Source organism: Pseudomonas sp. 18058, assembly GCF_902706155.1.
GTDB lineage: Bacteria > Pseudomonadota > Gammaproteobacteria > Pseudomonadales > Pseudomonadaceae > Aquipseudomonas > Aquipseudomonas rustica.
This window is the reverse complement of sequence record NZ_CACSJY010000016.1, coordinates 21,954-41,892: the sequence shown is the minus strand read 5'-3', so window position 1 is coordinate 41,892 and position 19,939 is coordinate 21,954. Positions and strand designations below refer to the sequence as shown.

The following is a 19,939-nucleotide window of genomic DNA, read 5'->3' as shown; positions in this document are numbered from 1 at the left end:
CACCATTTTTTCTGACTGGTACACCGCATTCGCGAGCAAGCCCGCTCCCACATTAGCGATGAGTTAACCCAAGAATTCTGTGAGAAACCCAATGAAAAACGACAACCTGCGCGCCGACCGTGACGATCTGGATGATTTCATCCCCCGCGCCTCGGCCAAACGCGAAAAAAGCCTGGTGCTGCAAGTAGCGACCGGGGTGTTTCTTGGCGGTCTGGTGCTGTGGCTGGTGCAACTGGCAGCCACGGCGGCTTACGCCAAACTGATGCTCGGCACCATTACCTTCGGCAGTTAAGCCAATTCGGTCGCGCGCTGACTGGCGGCATCGTCATACGCGACGTACAGCGATTCGGCGATCTGGCTCTTGATCGCCTTGGCGCTTTCCAGACCGAGGACAAAACCTTCGGCCTTGCCGCCAGCGCGATTCAGTTCTTCAGCGGTGCCGGCCTGAGTGATCGCATCGAGGAGTTTTTCGGCGTGAGGGCCGACGCCTTTCGGCAGGCTGATTTGCGCGATGCTCATGCGAACACCTCGTTGTGGCGGGACTGACAAATCAAGTGATGCATGGCGCTTACCTTTTCGGCGGATGGCCGGTAGCGCGTGTTACCACTTCCGGGCGGCCATGGTAGACCTCTAGCGAGAATCTGGTAACCGCCAATCGCTGACAAACTACCCTTCGTCCCCGTAAATCGTTCAATTTCACAATCGACGCTTGACTTCTCTTTTTGAATCAGTAACATAAGCACCAATTCCGCAATAGCTCAGTTGGTAGAGCAAATGACTGTTAATCATTGGGTCCCTGGTTCGAGTCCAGGTTGTGGAGCCAAATAGCAAAGCCCCTGAATTGAAAGATTCAGGGGCTTTTTTGTGTGCGCTCGAAAAGATCAAAAGATCGCAGCCTTCGGCAGCTCCTACATGAAAACACCTATCCCCTGTAGGAGCTGCCGAAGGCTGCGATCTTTTGATCTTCAAACAAAAAGGGCCGATCTGATTAACAGATCGGCCCTTTTCCAATCAGCTACAGCGGTCAGACATGCTCGCTGCTTTTCACCTGCACTTTCGGCGCGCCATGGCCGTGGTCGTGATCATCCGGCTCGATCACCGGCACTTCATTGCCGTCGCAGTCATGCAGTTTACCGTCGCTGAAGTAATCGCCTTCGCGCAGCGCATCCAGATCGCGATAACGCAGAGTCCGCTCCTCCGCCGCCGCAAACACCGACTGTTGATCGGAGTTGCCAGTGGTGAAATGGTTGAACGCCAGGTTCAGCAGGATCGCCATGATCGCCGACGAGCTGATGCCCGAGTGGAAAATGGTCGCAAACCAGCTTGGGAACTGATCGTAGAAGTTCGGCGCGGCAATCGGGATCATGCCGAAACCGATCGAGGTGGCGACGATGATCAGGTTGACGTTGTTGCGATAATCAACCTTCGACAGCGTACGAATACCACTCGCTGCCACAGTGCCGAACAGCACGATACCGGCGCCGCCGAGTACCGAAGTCGGCACCGCTGCGATAACCCGACCCATGAACGGCAGCAGGCCAAGGATCACCAGGAATACGCCGCCGGTGGCCACCACATAACGACTCTTGATCCCGGTCACCGCCACCAGACCAACGTTCTGGGCAAAAGCGCTCTGGGTGAACGAACCGAAGATCGGCGCGAACATACTCGACAGCATGTCTGCCCGCAGGCCATTGCCCAGGCGTTTGGAATCGACTTTGGTGCCGATGATTTCACCGACGGCGAGGATGTCCGCCGAGGTTTCCACCAGTGTCACCATAACCACGATGCACATCGACAAAATCGCGGCAAAGTGGAACGTCGGCATGCCGAAGTGGAACGGCGTCGGGAAGCCAAACATCGGCCCGGTGGTGACGTTGGAGAAATCCGCCATACCGAGGAACACCGCCAGTATCGTACCGATCACCATGGCCAACAGGATCGACAGACGCGAGATGGTTGAGCTGCCCACCTTGCTCAGCAGCAACACCAGCACCAGCGTCACCGCCGCCAGACCGATGTTTTGCATGCTGCCGAAGTCCGGCGCGTGGCTGTTGCCGCCCATCGCCCAGCGTGCGGCCACCGGCATCAGCGTCAAGCCGATGGTGGTGATCACGATACCGGTGACCAATGGCGGGAAGAACTTGGTGATGCGCGAGAACACCGGCGTGATCAGCAAGCCGATCAGCGATGCCGCAATGACGGCGCCAAGCACCGATTGGAAGCCGCCCTCCCCGCCACTGCTGACGATCGCGACCATGGTCGCCACGCCGGAGAACGACACGCCCTGTACCAGCGGCAACTGACAGCCAAAAAACGGTAGACCCAGGGTTTGCAGCAGCGTCGCCAGCCCCCCCGCAAACAATGAAGCAGCAATCAACAAACCAATGTCTGCCGGCGACAGGCCGGCCGCCTGGCCGATGATCAGTGGCACCGCAACGATACCGCCGTACATGGTCAGAACATGTTGCAGGCCGTAAGCCATATTCGCGCCGACCCCGAGATTTTCGTCCTCGGGCCGTTGGTGTGAAACATGGGGCGTTTTCATGGTGGGGGGTTCCCTGGTTTTTGTTATGCGCACACTGTATTCAATACTCAGGACAAATGTCCATAGAGTTGTATACAACTTGCCAGTCACAAAATGGATAGGTAGCCATCCAAGCTTCTAGTCCGCGCCTCGCAACGCCCACAAATCCGGCAATACATCCCCACCTGCATCTGCGCCAACACCCACTAGGCTGAAGTGTTCATGGCGACCGACGGTGCGGTCGCAGTCTTTTTTATGCATATTAAATATGCATAATGATTTTGAGTATTTTGTTAAAGAGATTTAACCAATGAAAGACGAATATGACTTCTCCCAAGGCAAACGCGGCGCTGTGGCGTCGACCAAGGGCAAAACCCGGATCACCATCATGCTCGACGATGCCGTCATCGACGCCGCACGCACGGTGGCGGAGAACGAGGGGTTTGGTTATCAGACGGTGATCAACAACACGCTGCGCCATGCCTTGCTCGATGCTGAAAAACACGACCAGGTCGATCCGCTGCAATTCAGCAAAGGCATTACCGCCGCCGACCTCAAGAGTCTTGAGAAAAAATTGTCGGCAGCGGCCGGGGAAATTCGCCGGGTGCTGGAGCCGGATGCCAAGCCTTAGGCTTCGGCCGGTACGATCATTCGTTCGAGGGAATGCCGTGTATGCGGCACGTCCGGCAGGTGAATGCCGAATTCCTGCTCCAGCAGTTCGATCAATGCCGCCACCTCGGTGATTTCGCGCCGCTCGCTGCTCGCGCCCATGCGATGAAGGGCGAAACTGCCGTTGTTCAATGTTTTGCGCCAGCCATCACCGGTTCGCGCCGCCATCAGGCGTTGGGTAAAAGGAGAGTCGGGATGGGCCGAGACGTACCAGTTGCCGATGGTGAAATCGATGTCTTCCTGGCGTTGCAGGTCGAACAGGTACATCGATCGCCACTCGCCGGCGACGTTGGCTTGCAGCATGTAGCCATCGGCTTGTTTGTCGATGCGATAGGGTTCGTGCGGGGTGGTTTGTTCTGCCTCGGTATCGAGAAGCAGCGGCGCGGTCGGCACCATGCCGCCGAAGCCGACGTCGGTGATGTAGCGCACGCCGTCGAGGGTGACCAGACTCAAGCGGTGCGTGCGCGCCGTCCAGCTGCCTTCCGGCTGGTTCATCACCACGCGGCCGCTGATGGCGCGAGCGTCGAAGCCCAGCTCAAGCAGCAGGGTGAAGAACAGATTATTCAGCTCATAGCAGTAGCCACCGCGACCGCCGAGCAGGATTTTTTCTTCAATGGACGGCAGATCGATCAGCACCGGTGCGCCAGTAATCGTCGCCAGATTCTCGAAAGGAAAGACCCCGGTGTGGCGCCATTGCAGCAGCCGCAAGTTTTCCAGCGTCGGCGCTGGCGGTGCATCAAAACCCAGACGTTGCAGGTACAGCTTCAGGTTCGTCAGGCGTGGCTCGCTCATTGCTCAATCCTTTTGCATGGGGCCGCAGTTCACTGCATTGATGGTCGCCATGTATACGGGATCAGCCACTGAGTTCGACAATTGATTTCGCCAATCGCCTGCTAGCGCTTTTTGCGTGAGCCGATGCGAATCCACGTTGGCGCATGGTCACTGGCGTGCGGTTCATTGCGCACCCACGCGTCTACGCCGGCCTCGTGCAGATACGGACTTAATGCCGGGTTGAGCAGCAGATGATCGATGCGCAAACCGGAGTTGGTTTGCCAGTGTTGGCGGAAGTAATCCCAGAATGTGTAGAGGCGATCTTCGGGATACAAATGCCGCAGCGAATCCGTCCAGCCTTGATCGAGCAGGCGCTGATAACACTCGCGGCTTTCGGGTTGCAGCAAAGCGTCCTTGAGCCATGAGCGGGTGTTGTAGATGTCCATGTCGGTGGGCACGACGTTGTAATCACCGGCCAGCACCACCGGGTGATCGCTGCTTTGCAGGTCTTTCGCATAGCTGATCAGCCGTTCGAACCACGCCAGTTTGTAATCGAATTTCGGCCCCGGCTGCGGATTGCCGTTAGGCAGGTACAGGCAACCGACCAGCACGCCGTGCACCGCCGCTTCCAGGTAGCGACTGTGCTTGTCGTCGGGATCGCCCGGTAAACCGCGACGGCTCTCCAGCGGCTGCGCATCTCGGGCAAGAATCGCCACACCATTCCACGCCGCCTGCCCTTGCCAGATCGCCCCATAACCGGCGGCTTCCAGCTCGGCGGCGGGGAATGCCGAATCGACCGATTTGAGTTCTTGCAAGCAGGCGATGTCGGGTTGCTCGCGTTTGAGCCAATCGAGCAGATTCGGCAAACGCGCGCGTAAACCGTTGACGTTGTAGGTGGCGATCCGCAGGTTTTTCATCGGCTGAGGCTCCTGCCCGTGGGCTGTGAAAATTGTGACCGCGTGAACATCGCAGCGGTTGCATCGGATCCGCTCGCTGCGGCGTAATAGGCGCTCGCCCTTCGCCCGCTCTGCCGAGACCTGTATCCCATGCCAACCACGCTGCAAGGTCAGCGCATCCTTCTGCGCCCGCTTGAGTACTCCGATGCCGCCGCCCTGCTCCATGCGGCTGCCGACGGCGAATTGTGGAACCTCACCGTGACCGTTGTGCCGTCGGCCAGCACCGTCGACAGCTATCTGAAAAAGGCCCTCGACGGTCGCGAGGCCGGCACGGTGATGCCGTTTGTCATTGTGTTGAAAGACACCGGTGAAGTGATCGGCTCAACACGTTTCTGGAAGATCGATCCGATCAATCGCAAGCTGGAAATCGGCAGCAGCTGGATTTCGGCGAGCTGGCAGAAATCCTTCGTCAACACCGAAGCCAAATACCTGATGCTGCGCCACGCCTTCGAAGTGCTCGATTGCGTGCGCGTGCAGTTCACCACCGACGAGAACAACCAGAAGTCACGTAACGCGATCCTGCGTCTCGGCGCGCAGCAGGAAGGTATCGTCCGTCATGAACGGATCATGCCGGACGGGCGCAAACGCAACTCGGTGCGTTTCAGCATCATCGACGACGAATGGCCGCAAGTGCGCGCGCATCTGGAACAGAAACTCGCCGCCTACGCATAAAACATTCAGGCGCGACTGCGCAGCCATTGCAGGAAGCCTTTTTTCGCCACCACCACCGGCGCTTCCTCGGTCAGCGATTGCGCCTTGTGGAGGCGATAATCGAGCAAGGTTTTCATCGCATCGCTGATGTCGTGGCGAGCGTCGAGGCACGGCTTCAGGTAAGTCTTCTCGATGCGGTACAGGGCGCAGAAGGTTTTCGCGGCAAACTTGGCCGGCACCGAGGAATCGGAAAGGATGCCCGCCTCGCCGATCACTTCGCCCGGGCCCATGCGCCCTGACTCGAACGGCGTGCCGTGGCGGGTCAGCGTCACTGTGACCACGCCCGACTCGATGATGAACAAGTGATCGCTGACCTCCCCCGCCTCCAGGATCGTCTCGCCAGTGCGGAAATTTTGCAGGGTCATGTTCTGGCTGAAGGTTTCTTTCTCTTCCTGACGCAGCGTCGAGAAGATCGGCGAACTGTCGAGCAATGCCCGTGGCCGCGACAGGTTGCTCGGCGCGCTGCTTTCATCGCTCGACAGCAGATTGACCCCGGACGCCTGCAAGTGCCGGTACGCCAGATCAAACAGCTGATTGCGCACCACGCGTTTCTCGCCCATCGACGCGACGAAACCGCTGATCTCGTATTCCGCGCCGCTGCTGCCGGAGCTTTTCAGCGCGACACTCGGCGCCGGGTTGTCGAGCAATTGCCGACAGCCCTGCATCGCCCGCTCCAGCGATTCGATCACTGAACTGGGCCGCGCATGCGGGCTGACCTGCACGCTGACCGCGACGCCGAACATATTGCTCGGCCGACTGAAGTTGATGATCTTCGCCTTGGCCGCCAGCGAGTTGGGAATCACCGCCATGCTGCCCTGACTGGTTTGCAGGCGCGTGGCACGCCAATCGATATCGGTGACCCGACCTTCGGTGCCGTCGATGGAAATCCAGTCATCCAGTTGATAAGGCTTGGTGGTGTTGAGGACGATGCCGGAAAACACATCGCTGAGCGTGCTCTGCAGGGCCAGACCGACGATGATCGCCAACGCGCCGGACGTCGCCAGCACGCCTTTGACCGGCAGATCGAGCACGTAGGCAAGCGCCGCGATAATCGCGATAAGGAAAATCACAGCGCCGAGCAAATCCTGCAACAACCGCCCGGTGTGGCCGACCCGTTGCATCATCACCGCGCCGATCAACACCGTCAGGGTGCGCGCGCCGAACAGCCACCAGCCAATCTGCAACCCGGTCGCCGCCAGGTGCAACGGCACATTGTCGGCCCACGGCGCGGGCTCCATCGGGTTGAGGCCTTCGTTGAACAGCAAGATGCTGAACAGGGTAAAAATCAGCACGCGCACCAGCAGTTTCCACTCGCTGCCACGGGAACTGATCAGGCGCCACAGACCGAGATCAAGGAGGATCAGGACCAACGCGCAAAACAACGGGTGTTCGGTCAGCAGAGACAGCATCAAACAACTCCGACGGGGGCCAATCGCGAGAAGATCGCACAGATTGGGGAGAGTGTAGGAGTAATTGATTTCAGCCGACAAAAATCACCAGACAACCCTTGTAGGAGCTGCCGCAGGCTGCGATCTTTTGATCTTCAAAACAGGATCAAAAGATCGCAGCCTGCGGCAGCTCCTACAGGGAATTGGTTATTTGTCGTTAGACAGGCTGTTATAGCTGGTGAACAGGTTGCGGTAGTCCGGGATGTGGTTGGAGAACAGCGTGCCCAGCCCTTCAACGTCGTTGCGCCAGTCGCGGTGCAGCTCGCAGGCCAGACCGAACCAGGTCATCAACTGCGCACCCGCCGTGGACATACGATTCCACGCCGATTCGCGGGTCAATTCGTTGAACGTGCCCGAGGCATCGGTGACCACGAACACATCAAAACCTTCCTCTATCGCCGACAGTGCCGGGAATGCCACGCAGACCTCGGTCACCACGCCAGCAATGATCAGTTGCTTCTTGCCCGTCGCCTTGATCGCCTTGACGAAATCTTCGTTATCCCAAGCGTTGATCTGGCCTGGACGAGCGATGTACGGCGCATCCGGAAACAGCGCTTTCAGCTCAGGCACCAGCGGGCCGTTGGGGCCGGTTTCGAAACTGGTGGTGAGGATTGTCGGCAGTTTGAAGTACTTGGCCAGATCGGCCAGCGCCAGCACGTTGTTCTTGAATTTGTCCGGATCGATGTCGCGCACCAGCGACAGCAGCCCGGCCTGATGGTCGACCAGCAGCACCGCAGCGTTGTTCTTGTCCAGACGTTTGTATTGAGTGGTCATTGCAGTAATCCTCGCGTGTTGTCGAGGCCGACGGGGGCCGGCCTCGGGAGACTCGATCAGCGTTGGGAATCCAGCACTTCGTGTTCGTTCGCGACTTGCTGAGCCTTGAGGTAGCTCTCGATCAGCAATTGATAATGCGGCATGGCCTGGGCGTAGACGGTCGCCCACTGCTCGGCATCGGGACGGTTCCACGAGCCTTGCAGCTCGGAAAGCGTAGCCATGATGTCGATCGGCACCACCCCGGCCTGGGCCAAACGGGCAACTGTCAGATCAGTGGCCAGTTTGGAGTGATTACCGGAGGCATCGACCACGGCGAACACTTTGTAGCCTTCATGCACAGCGGCGATCGACGGAAACGCCAGGCAAACGCTGGTCAGGGTGCCGGCGATCACCAAGGTTTTCTTGCCAGTGGCTTTGACTGCCGCGTGAAATTCCGGGTTGTCCCAGGCATTGATCTCGCCTTTGCGTGCCACGTATTGCGCATGCGGCGCGGCTTCGTGAATTTCCGGAATCAACGGCCCGTTCGGCCCTTGCGGCACGGAAGCGGTGGTGATCACCGGCATCTTCAGCAGGGTCGCCGCTTTCGCCAGCGCTACGGCGTTGGCGCGCAGTTGCGGCACGTCCATGTCCTTGACGATCTGGAACAGACCGCTCTGGTGGTCGATCAGCAGCATGGCTGCGTCGCTGGCATCGATGGTCGGTTTCTGGCCGTCGAAGTTCGCGGCATTGACAGTGTTCATGTGCGTGTCCTCTTTTCTTTAGGCAACAGCCATCCCTGGCCTTCGAACCGGCCTACGCGTCCTGTGTAGAGCGGAGTGGTTGTGCGTTAAGCGTGCATCTGGCCGAAGCGGCCGGACTGGAAGTCGGCGAAGGCCTGGTGGATTTCCTGCTCGGTGTTCATCACGAACGGGCCGTGGCCGACGATCGGTTCGTCGATCGGTTCGCCGCTGAGCAACAACACCACCGCGTCCTGGCTGGCTTCGAGGGTCAGCTGCTTGCCATCACGTTCGAACAGCGCCAACTGCCCTTCGCGCACCGATTCCACACCGTTGACCTGCACCGAGCCTTTCAATACCACCAGCGCGGTGTTGCGCCCTTCGTGCAGATCCAGCGTCAGCAACTTGCCGGCGTTCAGACGCAGATCCCACACGTCGATTGGCGTAAACGTGCGCGACGGGCCGGTGTGGCCATCGAACTCACCGGCGATCAGGCGCAGGCTGCCGGCGTTGTCCTTGAGCGCGATGCTCGGGATGTCGCGGTCGAGAATGGTCTGGTAGCCCGGCGCGGCCATTTTGTCCTTGGCCGGCAGGTTGACCCACAGCTGCACCATTTCCAGTTTGCCGCCGGTTTTGGCGAAGTCATCCGAGTGAAACTCCTCGTGGAGGATCCCGGACGCCGCCGTCATCCATTGCACATCGCCCGGGCCGATGACGCCGCCACTGCCGGTCGAATCGCGGTGCTGCACTTCGCCTTCATAAACGATAGTCACCGTTTCGAAACCACGGTGCGGATGCTGACCAACGCCACGCCGTTCGGTCGTCGGCGTGAAATCGGCGGGGCCAGCGTGATCGAGCAGCAGGAACGGGCTGATGTGTTTGCCCAGGTTGTCGTAGGAAAACAGCGTGCGAACCGGGAAACCATCGCCGACCCAATGGCCGCGTGGGCTGGTGTAGATACCGATGATGTTTTTCATGGTTGTCTCCAATTGGGGTGAGTGATGCGATGGATTAAGCTTAAATCCGTGACCATTAATGCACTAGACTGCAAAAATCAGCCTTAGCGTTCTATCTGGAGAACGATGGTGGAAGACCTCAACACCCTTTACTACTTCACCCAAGTAGTCGAACACCATGGATTCGCCGCCGCCGGGCGTGCGCTGGACATGCCCAAATCGAAGCTCAGCCGGCGCATTGCCGAGCTGGAAGAACGCCTCGGTGTACGCCTGCTGCACCGCACCAGCCGCCATTGTTCGCTGACTGAAATCGGCCAGGCTTATTACCAGCGTTGTCTGGCCATGCGCATCGAAGCCGAAAGCGCCGCCGAACTGATCGAACGCAATCGCTCAGAGCCGCAGGGGCTGGTGCGCCTGAGTTGCCCGACGGCGCTGCTCAACTCGTGGGTCGGGCCGATGCTCACGCGCTACATGCTCAAGTATCCGCTGGTTGAGTTGTTCATCGAGAGCACCAATCGTCGCGTCGACCTGATTCACGAAGGTTTCGATATCGCTTTGCGCGTGCGCTTTCCGCCGCTGGAAAACACCGACATGGTCATGAAGGTACTGGGCAACAGCATGCAATCGGTGGTGGGCAGTCCGCAGTTTGTTGAACGCCTGTCGTCACCGCCCTCGCCCGCTGACCTCAACGGTTTGCCGAGCCTGCATTGGGGCGCGGCGCAGCGTGAGTATCAGTGGGAATTGCTCGGGCCGAATGACAACACTGCGCTGATCCGGCACACGCCGCGCATGGTTACTGATGATTTGATTGCGTTGCGTCAGGCAGTGATTGCCGGGGTCGGCGTGGCGCATTTGCCGAGTGTGGTGGTGCGTGAGGACATTGCCGCCGGGCGCGTGGTGGAGTTGATTCCGGGGTGGGCACCGAAGTGTGGGGTGGTGCATGCGATCTTTCCGTCGCGGCGGGGGTTGTTGCCGTCGGTGCGGACGTTGATTGATTTTCTCGGCGAGGAATTTGCGCGTAGCGACATTGCTTGAATCGGCGGAGCGCGCTTCGCGAGCAAGCTCGCTCCCACAGGGATTTATGTTGGTAATGAATGTTGTGTACACCCCCAAATCCTGTGGGAGCGAGCTTGCTCGCGAAGAGGCCAGTCCAGACAACACAAAACTCAAATGTGATTCATGACTTCTGCTCAACACTGCTTTGCCCCGGCAGCGGTTTTTCTCAAGGATGCACACGCGGATACTCGACCCCATTCCCACTGCAATCCCTTGGAGTCTTTCATGTCTGTTCCCGCTTTCGGCCTCGGTACCTTTCGCCTGCAAGGCCAGGTGGTCATTGACTCGGTGAGCACTGCCCTCGAACTCGGTTACCGCGTCATCGACACCGCGCAAATTTATGAAAACGAAGCCGACGTCGGCCAGGCCATCGCCGCCAGCGGTATCCCCCGCGAAGATCTGTTCATCACCAGCAAAATATGGATCGCCAACTTCGCCAAAGATCGCCTGATCGACAGCCTCAAAGAGAGCCTGCAAAAACTGCAGACCGACTACCTCGACCTGACGCTGATCCACTGGCCATCGCCGGAAGACCAAGTGCCCGTCGAAGAATTCATGGGCGCTCTGCTGGAAGCCAAACGTCTGGGCCTGACCCGGCAGATCGGCGTATCCAACTTCACCATCGACCTGATGAAGCAAGCGATCAAAGCCGTCGGCGCCGACAATATCGCCACCAACCAGATCGAACTGCACCCGTACCTGCAAAACCGCGCGGTGGCTGAGTTCGCCAAAAGCCAGGGCATTCACATCACCTCGTACATGACCCTCGCTTACGGTGAAGTCTTGAAGGATCCGGTGATCGAGCAGATCGCCACGCGCCTGCAAGCCACTCCGGCACAAGTCACGCTGGCATGGGCCATGCAATCGGGGTACGCGGTGATTCCGTCGTCGACCAAGCGCGCCAACCTGCACAGCAACCTCGGCGCCACCGCCCTCAAGCTGAGCGATGCCGACATGGCGCAAATCGCCACGCTGGATCGCGGCCACCGTCTGACCAGTCCGAAAGGCATTGCGCCAATCTGGGACTGATCGCTCAGGCCTGAAGACGTTGCGCGAGACCTTGCATGGCCTCGCGCAATGCACTGGCGCTCACGCCTAGCGTTGCGCTTTCAGCATCGCGGCAGGCGTGTTCGAGGTCGGTACACGCCGACACCACGCGCGCGGCGCCGACCATTTGTGCACCGCCCTTGATGTGATGGGCCAGATCGCGCAGGCCGCCACGGTCAGGGGTTTGCAACAGATCGTCGAGGCGCAGCAAATCGGCGTGCAGGCTGTTCAGTACTTCTTTGCGCAGGTGAACGATGAGGGCGCGGTTATTCCCCGCCAACTGCTCCAGCGCGCTGAGGTCGAACTCAGCCAGCGGCGGATTCTCTGATCGTTCGATACCTCGCTCAATGTGGCTGACGCCGCTCAACGCCACACTCAGATCGTGCAAACGAATTGGCTTGAACAGGCAATCGTCCATGCCCGCTGCGAGGCAACGAGCTCTTTCCTCGACCAGCGCATTGGCCGTAAAACCAATAATCAAACGTCGACCGGCACCTGCGAGCGCTTCGTCCTGACGAATCGCGCGCGCCAGTTCATAACCGCTGCGCCGGGGCATGTTGCAGTCGGTGATCAGCACGTCAAAAGATTGCTCGCGCCACAGTTTCAAGCCCTGCTCGCCGTCTTCAGTGTCGACCGTCCGGTGCCCCAACTCACTGAGTTGCCAACACAGCAACAAGCGGTTCACCGGGTGATCGTCCACCACCAGAATGCTCAGCGATTGCAAGGGTTCGGAGGTGATTGGCGTGGCGGCATGGTTTTGTTCGAGCGCTTCCAGCACCGCCACCTCAAGCCGAACGGTGACTCGCGTGCCGACGCCGGGTTTGCTTTCTAGTTGCAACTCGCCGCCCATCATTTCGCACAGGCTGCGACTGATGACCAAGCCCAACCCCGAACCACTGCGCGCCGCATGCGGGTCATTGCCGGCCTGCACAAACGGACTGAACAAACGCTGCCTGTCTTCAGGGCTGATGCCAATGCCGCTGTCTTCGATAATCACGCAGACCGCCAGTTGTCCGGCCTCCAAAGCATTCACGCGCAGTTGCAAACTCACTTCGCCGGTCTCGGTGAACTTGATCGCATTGCTCATCAGATTGGACAGCACCTGCTTGAACCGCGTCGGGTCGATCAGCACATCAACGTCACTGCCAGCCTCTAGATCAAGGTGCCAGAGCAACCGTTTCTGCCGCGCCAACCCTTCAAACACCCGGCACACCGATCCCACCAGTTCACGCAGATTCGCGCGTTCGGGCGCCAGCGACAAATGCCCCGATTCAATCCGCGCAATATCAAGAATGTCGCCAATCAGCGCCAGCAATTGCTGCCCGGCACTGGATGCGACCTGAATCGCCAAGCGATCGGTCACGCCCTCCTCCGCGCGTTTCAGGGCCAATTCGAGCATGCCGATCAAGGCGTTCATCGGCGTGCGGATTTCATGGCTCATGGTCGCCAGAAACGTGGTTTTCGCACGATTGGCATCGTCGGCCACGTCCTTGGCCTCCTGCAATTGCTGCAACCATTGCTGCCGTTGGCGAATCTGCCGGCGCTGAAAAACGATCCACGCCAGCGCCAATAGCAGCAACACCGCCGCACCGATAAAACCGCGCAAAATCTCCCCGCGATGACGCAGCCAATAGCTGTCATCGACCACCATGTCATGGCTCCAGCGGCCGACCAGTTCATCGATTTCCTGCGGCGCAATGCTCAGCAATGCCTTGTTCAGAATCGACTGCAGCTCAGCCGCCTGCGGCACCGTAGCCAAGGCGATTCTTGCCGGTTGATCACCGACTGTGGTGACAATGCGCACGCGCTCACGGTAATGACGGGCGATCAGATAACGCGCCACCAGCAACGAACTCAGAGTCGCGTCCGCCTGGCCCTTGCCGATCATGTCCATGCCCGCCGCCGGGCTGGGCACTTCGACCAACTTCACTTGCGGTGCATGCTCGAGCAAATACCCGCGCAACGGATGCCCGCGATAAATCGCCAGGCGTTTGCCGGCCAGATCATCGAGGCTGCGCGGGCTGTCCACACCTGCTGCCGTGACCAGCACGAACGGATTGCTCAGATACGCCCGGGTGAAACGCAATTCGGCTTCACGCTCACTGCTCGGCGTCACCACTGGCAGCACATCGAGCTCGCCAACCTTCAATTGCTCGATCTGGCGATCCAGCGAGCGACCGCGCACCACCTCGAACGTCAGGCCGCTGCGCTGACTGATCAGACTCAGCAACGGCGCCGCGAGCCCGCTGAGGCGACCTTCGGCATCAAAAAACGACAGCGGTGCAAAATCATCGATAACGCCGACCCGCACACGCGGATGCTGGTCGAGCCAGCGCTGTTCTTTGGCACTAAGGCGTACTTGCGACTGCTCGGCCATTTCCGCGCGCCCGGCGCTCCAGCGTTGTTCGATGATCTGCCGTTGATGCAGGGGAATGGCGGCCAGCGCCTTGTCGATGATCCGTTTCAATCGCGCATCCGTGCGGCGCAGTGCGAAGCCGAACGGGTTGGCATCCAGCCCGGACGGCCCGGCCAGTTGCACGTCGTTGCGGTAATTGGTGTTGATCAGGTAATTGGCGCTGATGAAGTCGCCGAGGTACGCATCGTTCCTGCCGAAGGCCACCGCGCCGAGTGCGTCCATGGCTGAGCGGTAGCGCTGAATATGGGTCTGTGGATAAAAACCCTGCACGGTCGCCAGTGGTAAATAGTCTTCGGCCATGGCCAGGCGTTTGCCGGCAAGATCGGCCAGCGGCGCTTCTCCGAGCCGGGTCACCAGCATTGGCTGATCTTCGGCGTACGCGCGGGACAGCACCAGCTCAGGGTCAGCCAGTTCAAAGTTGTTCGAGGTGCCGAGCACGTCCAGCTCGCCCCGTTTGAGCGCGGTAATGGCCGCTTCCCGATTGGCGTAACGCAGCACTTCGACACGCATATTCAGCAGTTGCGCGAGCAGATCGGCGTAATCGGCGCTGAGCCCTTCCAGTTGATGGTGGTTGCGGGTCAATTCGAACGGCGGGTAATCCGGCCCGGAAATGCCCATGCGCAACACCGGGTGCTGGCGCAGCCATTGCCGGTCGGTGCCGTCGAGCCGTATTTGAACATTCTCCAGCCGGGTTCGCGTGAGGATCTCCAACGTCGTTGGCGCCGTTTCGGCCAACGCGGTCAGCGCCCACGCCGCCAATGCAATCACAACCCAGCGGCCGATGCGCATGTGCGGCCTCTCAGATCAAGTGATTGCGCTTAGCGAAATCACGCAAATGAACGCCGGAGGAGACGCCCAGTTTTGTCATCAATCGGGTTTTGTAGGTGCTGACAGTCTTGTGGCTCAGGTGCATGTCTTCGGCGATGGTCTTGTTGGGCGCTCCTCGCGCCAGTTGCACGAATATGCTCAGCTCCCGATCGGAAAGTTGATCGATCATCTGCTTCTCGGTGTAGTGCAGAGCGTTCGATGCGTTTGCCTGATCAGGCAGTGCCGTGAAATAGGTGTACCCCGACATCAGCGCCTGAATCGCCTTGTGCAACTGCGCCAACTGATTCGTCTTGGGCACAAACGCCATGGCCCCGGCGCGCAGGCAACGCTCCTGATAGAACAACGGCTCATGGGACGTGAATACCAGAATCCGGCATTCCAGATCGTTGGCCTTGATCCGCGCCAGCACATCCAGCCCACCGAGCATCGGCAAATTCAGGTCAAGCACCACCAATTGAGGTTCGTGCTCACGAATCAGTGGCAGCACCTCATTCCCGCTGGATGCCTCGTGGATCTTTTTGAAACCTTCCGCTTGCAGCACGATTCTGACGGCGGCGCACACCACCGGATGATCATCGACGATCAGCGCTGACTTCATGAACACTCCCGATGGCAAGACATGACATTGGCGCCACACGACCGCATGAGCGGACAGGGTGGCTGCGCAAAGACTGTTGCACGGGAACGACGGCGAATCTACCTGTCAGGTTTGACAGTTGCGGCCATTGAATATTTGTGTCTAAGCCTGACGTTTCAACGCTGGAACACGCATCAAGTCAGCGCAGGCTCCGGGTTTTGGCGCATCGGCCAGCGCCGCCAACTGCTCGATCATTCGCGCATTCGGCAGCACGCAATGGCTGATCTGCACATTATCCTGCGCAAAACCCGGGATCGCCCGTGATGGCGCAGTAGGTTCGTTGTAGATCAAGGCGTGGCGAACATGCGGGTTATCGAGGAAAAACCCCAGAAGATCCAGTGAGCCAGCGGCCATCTCTGCGTTTATCACCACGATGTCGAAGGGTTCGCAGCCGTAATCGACCAGGGTCAGCAGGTCGACCAGGCTCTGCACCGGTGCCACGCGGTAGTAGCCGAGGCCATTGAATGCACGCTCGATTTTCATGCGGTGAAAATGTTGCGGATCGGCGATCAGAATGCGCAGGGCTTTGTTGTTCATCGTAAACCTCACGGGTTAAACGGCTTCAAATGAATGCAAGCCTACGGAGGCCAAACGGAAGATTCTGTAGGACGCGTCCTAAAAAGACTGGCGGTAATTCCTTGATTCACGCGCTCGGCCACGCCAGGCCGGTGCCAATAAAGTGCCGCTATTCGGTGGTGCTCGGACTCCAGAATGCCTGCACCACCAACGCTGACGTCGAGATCCGCGCGACCAGTGCGTCCAGCTCATCGCCGTCCACCGACGTCGTCGCCAGCGTCGCTTCGATCTCGATCTCGTCGGCACCGAAGGCATGCACGTCGACATCACTGGCCGGGTAATTACTGCGTTCCAGCTCCGCTTCGAGCAACGCGAACACCGCCGTTTGCTGCGAACGCCGGGCGATGACGTAAACGATGTTGGTGACTTCCGCCGACACAACGTCCAGCGGCTGGCGGTTGATGTTGTTGACGATCGGCCGCAGCAAGGTATTCGCGGCGAGGATGAACAGCGTGCCGAGCACGGCTTCGGCGAGCAGGTCGGCGCCGGCGCAGGCACCGACGGCGGCTGACGTCCACAGGGTGGCGGCGGTGTTGAGGCCGCGCACGTTGCCCTCTTCACGCATGATCACCCCGGCGCCGAGAAAACCGATGCCGGAGACCACGTAAGCGACCACACGCACCGCGCCTTCAGCGCCGGTGAGACGGTTGGCCATGTCGACGAAAATCGCTGCGCCGACGGCGACCAGCACGTTGGTGCGCAGGCCAGCGGTGCGTTGCCGGTATTGCCGTTCGAAGCCGATCAGGCCACCGAGGATGAACGCGGCGCTGAGGCTGACGAGGGTATCGAGCAGTGAATCGAGGTTGAGGTTGTTGATGGCTTGCATGTGTAAATCCCTCTTGAGAACGCATCAACTCCTTGTGGGAGCGAGCTTGCTCGCGAAAGCGGTGTGTCAGCTAACAGATGTTTAACTGACAGAACGCCTTCGCGAGCAAGCTCGCTCCCACAGGGGAACGGTGTTGGCCGTGCTGTTATTGCCAGCCGAACCGGCGGATGTAGAAGCCTTTCACCGCTTGGGTCAGCGCCATGTACGCCAGCAGGATCACCGGCAGGAATACGAAGTACAGCGACGGCAGCGCCTGCAATTTGAAGTAGTGCGCCAGCGGCCCCATCGGCAGGAAGATGCCGACCGCCATGATGATTCCGGTCATCACCAGCAGCGGCATGGCGGCACGGCTTTGCAGGAACGGAATCTTCGGCGTGCGGATCATGTGCACGATCAGCGTCTGGGTCAGCAGCCCGACCACGAACCAGCCGGACTGGAACAGCGTCTGGTGATCCGGGGTGTTGGCATCGAAGACGTACCACATCAAGGCGAACGTGGTGATGTCAAAGATCGAACTGATCGGGCCGAAAAACAGCATGAAGCGCCCGACGTCGCCCGGCTGCCAGCGTTGCGGTTTTTTCAGCATTTCCTCGTCGACGTTATCGAATGGAATGGCAATCTGCGAAATGTCGTAGAGCAGGTTCTGCACCAACAGGTGCATCGGCAGCATTGGCAGGAACGGAATAAACGCACTGGCGACCAGCACCGAGAACACGTTGCCGAAGTTGGAGCTGGCGGTCATCTTGATGTACTTGAGCATGTTGGCGAAGGTGCGCCGCCCTTCGAGCACGCCCTCCTCCAGCACCATTAGGCTCTTTTCCAGCAAGATGATGTCGGCCGCTTCTTTGGCGATGTCCACCGCGCTGTCCACGGAAATACCGATGTCGGCGGTACGCAGCGCAGGCGCATCGTTGATGCCGTCGCCCATGAACCCGACCACGTGACCATTGCCTTTAAGGATGCGCACGATGCGTTCCTTGTGCGACGGCGTCAGTTTGGCGAAGACATTGGTGGTCTCTACCGCCACCGCCAGTTCGGCATCGCTCATGCGCTCGACGTCGTTGCCCAGCAGCAAGCCTTGTTGCGCGAGGCCGACTTCGCGGCAGATCTTCGCGGTCACCAGTTCGTTGTCGCCGGTCAGCACTTTCACTGCCACGCCATGTTCGGCCAAGGCTTTCAGCGCGGGTGCAGTGCTTTCTTTCGGTGGATCGAGGAACGCCACGTAACCAATCAGCGTCAGTTCTTGCTCATCGGCCAGGCTGTAAATTTCGCGACCTTCAGGCATCGAGCGTGCGGCCACGGCCACCACGCGCAAGCCTTCAGCGTTGAATGCTGCGGTGACCTGACGAATCCGGGTCAGCAATTCATCGCTCAAGGCTTCATCGACGTCGCCGTGACGCACGCGGCTGCACACCGCCAGCACTTCTTCCACCGCGCCTTTGCAGATCAGTTGATGCGGTTGGCCACGCCCTTCGACCACCACCGACATACGCCGACGATTGAAGTCGAACGGGATCTCATCGACCTTGCGAAACGCCGTGCCGACTTTCAGTTCGCGGTGGATTTCCACGTGCTCCAGCACCGCGACATCCAGCAGGTTTTTCAGGCCGGTCTGGTAGTAGCTGTTGAGGTAGGCCATTTCCAGCACGTCATCGGAATCAGCGCCCCACACGTCGACATTGCGCGCGAGGAAGATCTTGTCCTGAGTCAGCGTGCCGGTCTTGTCGGTGCACAGTACGTCCATCGCGCCGAAGTTCTGGATCGCATCGAGGCGTTTGACGATGACCTTTTTGCGCGACAGAAACACCGCGCCTTTGGCCAGCGTCGAGGTGACGATCATCGGCAGCATTTCCGGGGTCAGGCCGACGGCAATCGACAACGCGAACAGCAATGCTTCCGTCCAGTCACCCTTGGTGAAACCGTTGATGAACAGCACCAGCGGCGCCATCACGAACATGAAACGGATCAACAGCCAGCTGACTTTGTTGACGCCTTGCTGGAACGAAGTGACCGTGCGATCGGTTGCGCCGACACGCTGGGCCAGCGCACCGAAATAGGTGCTGTTACCGGTGGTGAGAATCACCGCCACTGCTGTGCCGGACACCACGTTGGTGCCCATGAACAGGATGTTGTCCAGCTCCAGCGGATTGCGCGTGTCGCGATCAGCCTGACGCGGAAACTTCTCCACCGGCATCGATTCGCCGGTCATTGCAGCTTGGCTGACGAACAGATCCTTGGCGCTGAGCACGCGGCAATCGGCAGGAATCATGTCACCGGCCGAGAGCACGATCAGATCGCCCGGCACCAATTGTTTGATCGGCAATTCGCTGCGTGGCGCGTCACGGCGCATCACTGTCGCGGTGTTGCTAACCATTGCTTTGAGTGCGTCGGCGGCCTGGTTGGATTTGCTTTCCTGCCAGAAGCGCAGCAGCGTCGACAGCACCACCATGGAAAAAATCACCACGGCCGCCTTGAGGTCTTCGGTCAGCCACGAGATCACCGCCAACAGGGTCAGCAGCAGGTTGAACGGGTTTTTGTAGCAGTGCCACAGGTGAATCCACCATGGCAGCGGCTGCTCGTGTTCGACTTCGTTGAGGCCGTATTGCGCACGCAGCGCATCGACTTCGAAATCGGTGAGGCCATCGGAATGCGTGCCCAATGACGACAGCAGCACACCGCTGTCGCAATGCGCGGCATCGACCAGAGTGTTGGCCAGAGTCGGCGGGACTTCACGGCTGACCGTGGTGTCGTTGATCGATTCCAGCAACGCCAGGCGACGGAAGTGCCGGGCGATGTGGCGGGTGCGCAGGAAGCCTGCGAAAAATTCCTTGAGCGTAAGTTTCATGGCTGTTGCCCCTGTGGTCAGCCGGGAAACCGTCAAGCAGGTACGGCCGCGCCTCGTCCGCCGGAAAAACCGGCACGGCAAGGCTTGGCGCGCCGGTCAGAAAAGACAGGCGTGTCGATAGGGCTGCGATCACGACAGTAAAGTCGAAACCACGCTCTGTTCAGCGTCGATGAGAAGGAC

At 59.4% G+C, this 19,939-nt stretch carries 18 protein-coding genes and 1 tRNA gene; 6 read left to right on the top strand and 13 right to left on the bottom strand.

The window, feature by feature from the left end; genetic code table 11:
• The first annotated feature begins 91 nt into the window (after positions 1-91).
• Entirely contained in the window at positions 92-292 is a 201-nt protein-coding gene (locus tag GVL50_RS11135) for a hypothetical protein (protein ID WP_159812934.1), read from the top strand.
• Here GVL50_RS11135 and GVL50_RS11130 read toward each other — a convergent pair.
• The gene (locus tag GVL50_RS11130) at positions 289-519 is read right to left on the bottom strand and encodes a hypothetical protein (RefSeq protein ID WP_028624759.1); all 231 of its coding nucleotides are present in this window, start codon (positions 517-519) and stop codon (positions 289-291) included. The two genes, GVL50_RS11135 and GVL50_RS11130, sit on opposite strands and share 4 nt — an antisense overlap.
• A 228-nt stretch (positions 520-747) precedes the next feature.
• Between GVL50_RS11130 and GVL50_RS11125 the strand changes: the two genes are divergently transcribed.
• A tRNA-Asn gene (locus GVL50_RS11125) sits at positions 748-823 on the top strand.
• A gap of 201 nt (positions 824-1,024) precedes the next feature.
• Here the strand turns inward: GVL50_RS11125 and GVL50_RS11120 are convergent.
• Entirely contained in the window at positions 1,025-2,548 is a 1,524-nt protein-coding gene (locus tag GVL50_RS11120; RefSeq protein ID WP_053118894.1) for a nucleobase:cation symporter-2 family protein, read from the bottom strand.
• Between the two features lie 289 nt (positions 2,549-2,837).
• Here GVL50_RS11120 and GVL50_RS11115 point away from each other — a divergent pair, with 289 nt between their 5' ends.
• On the top strand, positions 2,838-3,158 hold the full coding sequence (locus tag GVL50_RS11115) for a BrnA antitoxin family protein (RefSeq protein ID WP_159812933.1): 321 nt from the start codon (positions 2,838-2,840) through the stop codon (positions 3,156-3,158).
• Here GVL50_RS11115 and GVL50_RS11110 read toward each other — a convergent pair.
• Together GVL50_RS11110 and xth are read right to left on the bottom strand one after the other, a co-directional pair.
• On the bottom strand, positions 3,155-3,988 hold the full coding sequence (locus GVL50_RS11110) for an arylamine N-acetyltransferase (RefSeq protein WP_159812932.1): 834 nt from the start codon (positions 3,986-3,988) through the stop codon (positions 3,155-3,157). The genes GVL50_RS11115 and GVL50_RS11110 overlap by 4 nt on opposite strands.
• Positions 3,989-4,089: 101 nt before the next feature.
• Positions 4,090-4,884 (bottom strand): exodeoxyribonuclease III, encoded by a 795-nt coding sequence (gene xth / locus GVL50_RS11105; protein ID WP_159812931.1) that lies wholly within the window; start codon positions 4,882-4,884, stop codon positions 4,090-4,092.
• Between the two features lie 129 nt (positions 4,885-5,013).
• Here xth and GVL50_RS11100 point away from each other — a divergent pair, with 129 nt between their 5' ends.
• Entirely contained in the window at positions 5,014-5,595 is a 582-nt protein-coding gene (locus tag GVL50_RS11100; RefSeq protein ID WP_159812930.1) for a GNAT family N-acetyltransferase, read from the top strand.
• A gap of 5 nt (positions 5,596-5,600) precedes the next feature.
• Here the strand turns inward: GVL50_RS11100 and GVL50_RS11095 are convergent, their stop codons facing one another.
• From GVL50_RS11095 to GVL50_RS11080, 4 genes are all read right to left on the bottom strand, one after another.
• A complete protein-coding gene (locus tag GVL50_RS11095; RefSeq protein WP_159812929.1) occupies positions 5,601-7,043 on the bottom strand; it encodes a mechanosensitive ion channel family protein in 1,443 nt (480 codons plus the stop codon).
• A gap of 186 nt (positions 7,044-7,229) precedes the next feature.
• Positions 7,230-7,856, bottom strand: a complete 627-nt coding sequence (gene ycaC, locus GVL50_RS11090) for an isochorismate family cysteine hydrolase YcaC (protein WP_053118885.1) — start codon at positions 7,854-7,856, stop codon at positions 7,230-7,232.
• 56 nt (positions 7,857-7,912) lie between these two features.
• Complete coding sequence (locus GVL50_RS11085) at positions 7,913-8,596, bottom strand: isochorismatase family protein (RefSeq protein WP_159812928.1); 684 nt, start codon at positions 8,594-8,596, stop codon at positions 7,913-7,915.
• 86 nt (positions 8,597-8,682) lie between these two features.
• Positions 8,683-9,549 (bottom strand): pirin family protein, encoded by an 867-nt coding sequence (locus GVL50_RS11080; RefSeq protein ID WP_159812927.1) that lies wholly within the window; start codon positions 9,547-9,549, stop codon positions 8,683-8,685.
• Positions 9,550-9,654: 105 nt separating this feature from the next.
• Here GVL50_RS11080 and GVL50_RS11075 point away from each other — a divergent pair, with 105 nt between their 5' ends.
• On the top strand, positions 9,655-10,563 hold the full coding sequence (locus GVL50_RS11075) for a LysR substrate-binding domain-containing protein (protein WP_159812926.1): 909 nt from the start codon (positions 9,655-9,657) through the stop codon (positions 10,561-10,563).
• A 246-nt stretch (positions 10,564-10,809) separates the two neighbouring features.
• Positions 10,810-11,613 (top strand): 2,5-didehydrogluconate reductase DkgB, encoded by an 804-nt coding sequence (gene dkgB, locus GVL50_RS11070; RefSeq protein ID WP_159812925.1) that lies wholly within the window; start codon positions 10,810-10,812, stop codon positions 11,611-11,613.
• Between the two features lie 4 nt (positions 11,614-11,617).
• Here the strand turns inward: dkgB and GVL50_RS11065 are convergent, their stop codons facing one another.
• The 5 genes from GVL50_RS11065 to mgtA all read right to left on the bottom strand — a co-directional run bounded on the left by GVL50_RS11065 (position 11,618) and on the right by mgtA (position 19,759).
• Positions 11,618-14,836: an ATP-binding protein gene (locus GVL50_RS11065; protein WP_159812924.1), complete on the bottom strand. Its 3,219-nt coding sequence runs from the start codon at positions 14,834-14,836 to the stop codon at positions 11,618-11,620.
• A gap of 10 nt (positions 14,837-14,846) precedes the next feature.
• Positions 14,847-15,473, bottom strand: a complete 627-nt coding sequence (locus GVL50_RS11060) for a response regulator transcription factor (RefSeq protein ID WP_053118873.1) — start codon at positions 15,471-15,473, stop codon at positions 14,847-14,849.
• 141 nt (positions 15,474-15,614) lie between these two features.
• Positions 15,615-16,049: a hypothetical protein gene (locus GVL50_RS11055; RefSeq protein ID WP_053118871.1), complete on the bottom strand. Its 435-nt coding sequence runs from the start codon at positions 16,047-16,049 to the stop codon at positions 15,615-15,617.
• A gap of 148 nt (positions 16,050-16,197) precedes the next feature.
• Positions 16,198-16,914 (bottom strand): MgtC/SapB family protein, encoded by a 717-nt coding sequence (locus GVL50_RS11050; protein ID WP_159812923.1) that lies wholly within the window; start codon positions 16,912-16,914, stop codon positions 16,198-16,200.
• A gap of 145 nt (positions 16,915-17,059) precedes the next feature.
• A complete protein-coding gene (gene mgtA / locus GVL50_RS11045) occupies positions 17,060-19,759 on the bottom strand; it encodes a magnesium-translocating P-type ATPase (RefSeq protein WP_159812922.1) in 2,700 nt (899 codons plus the stop codon).
• Positions 19,760-19,939: the final 180 nt, after the last annotated feature.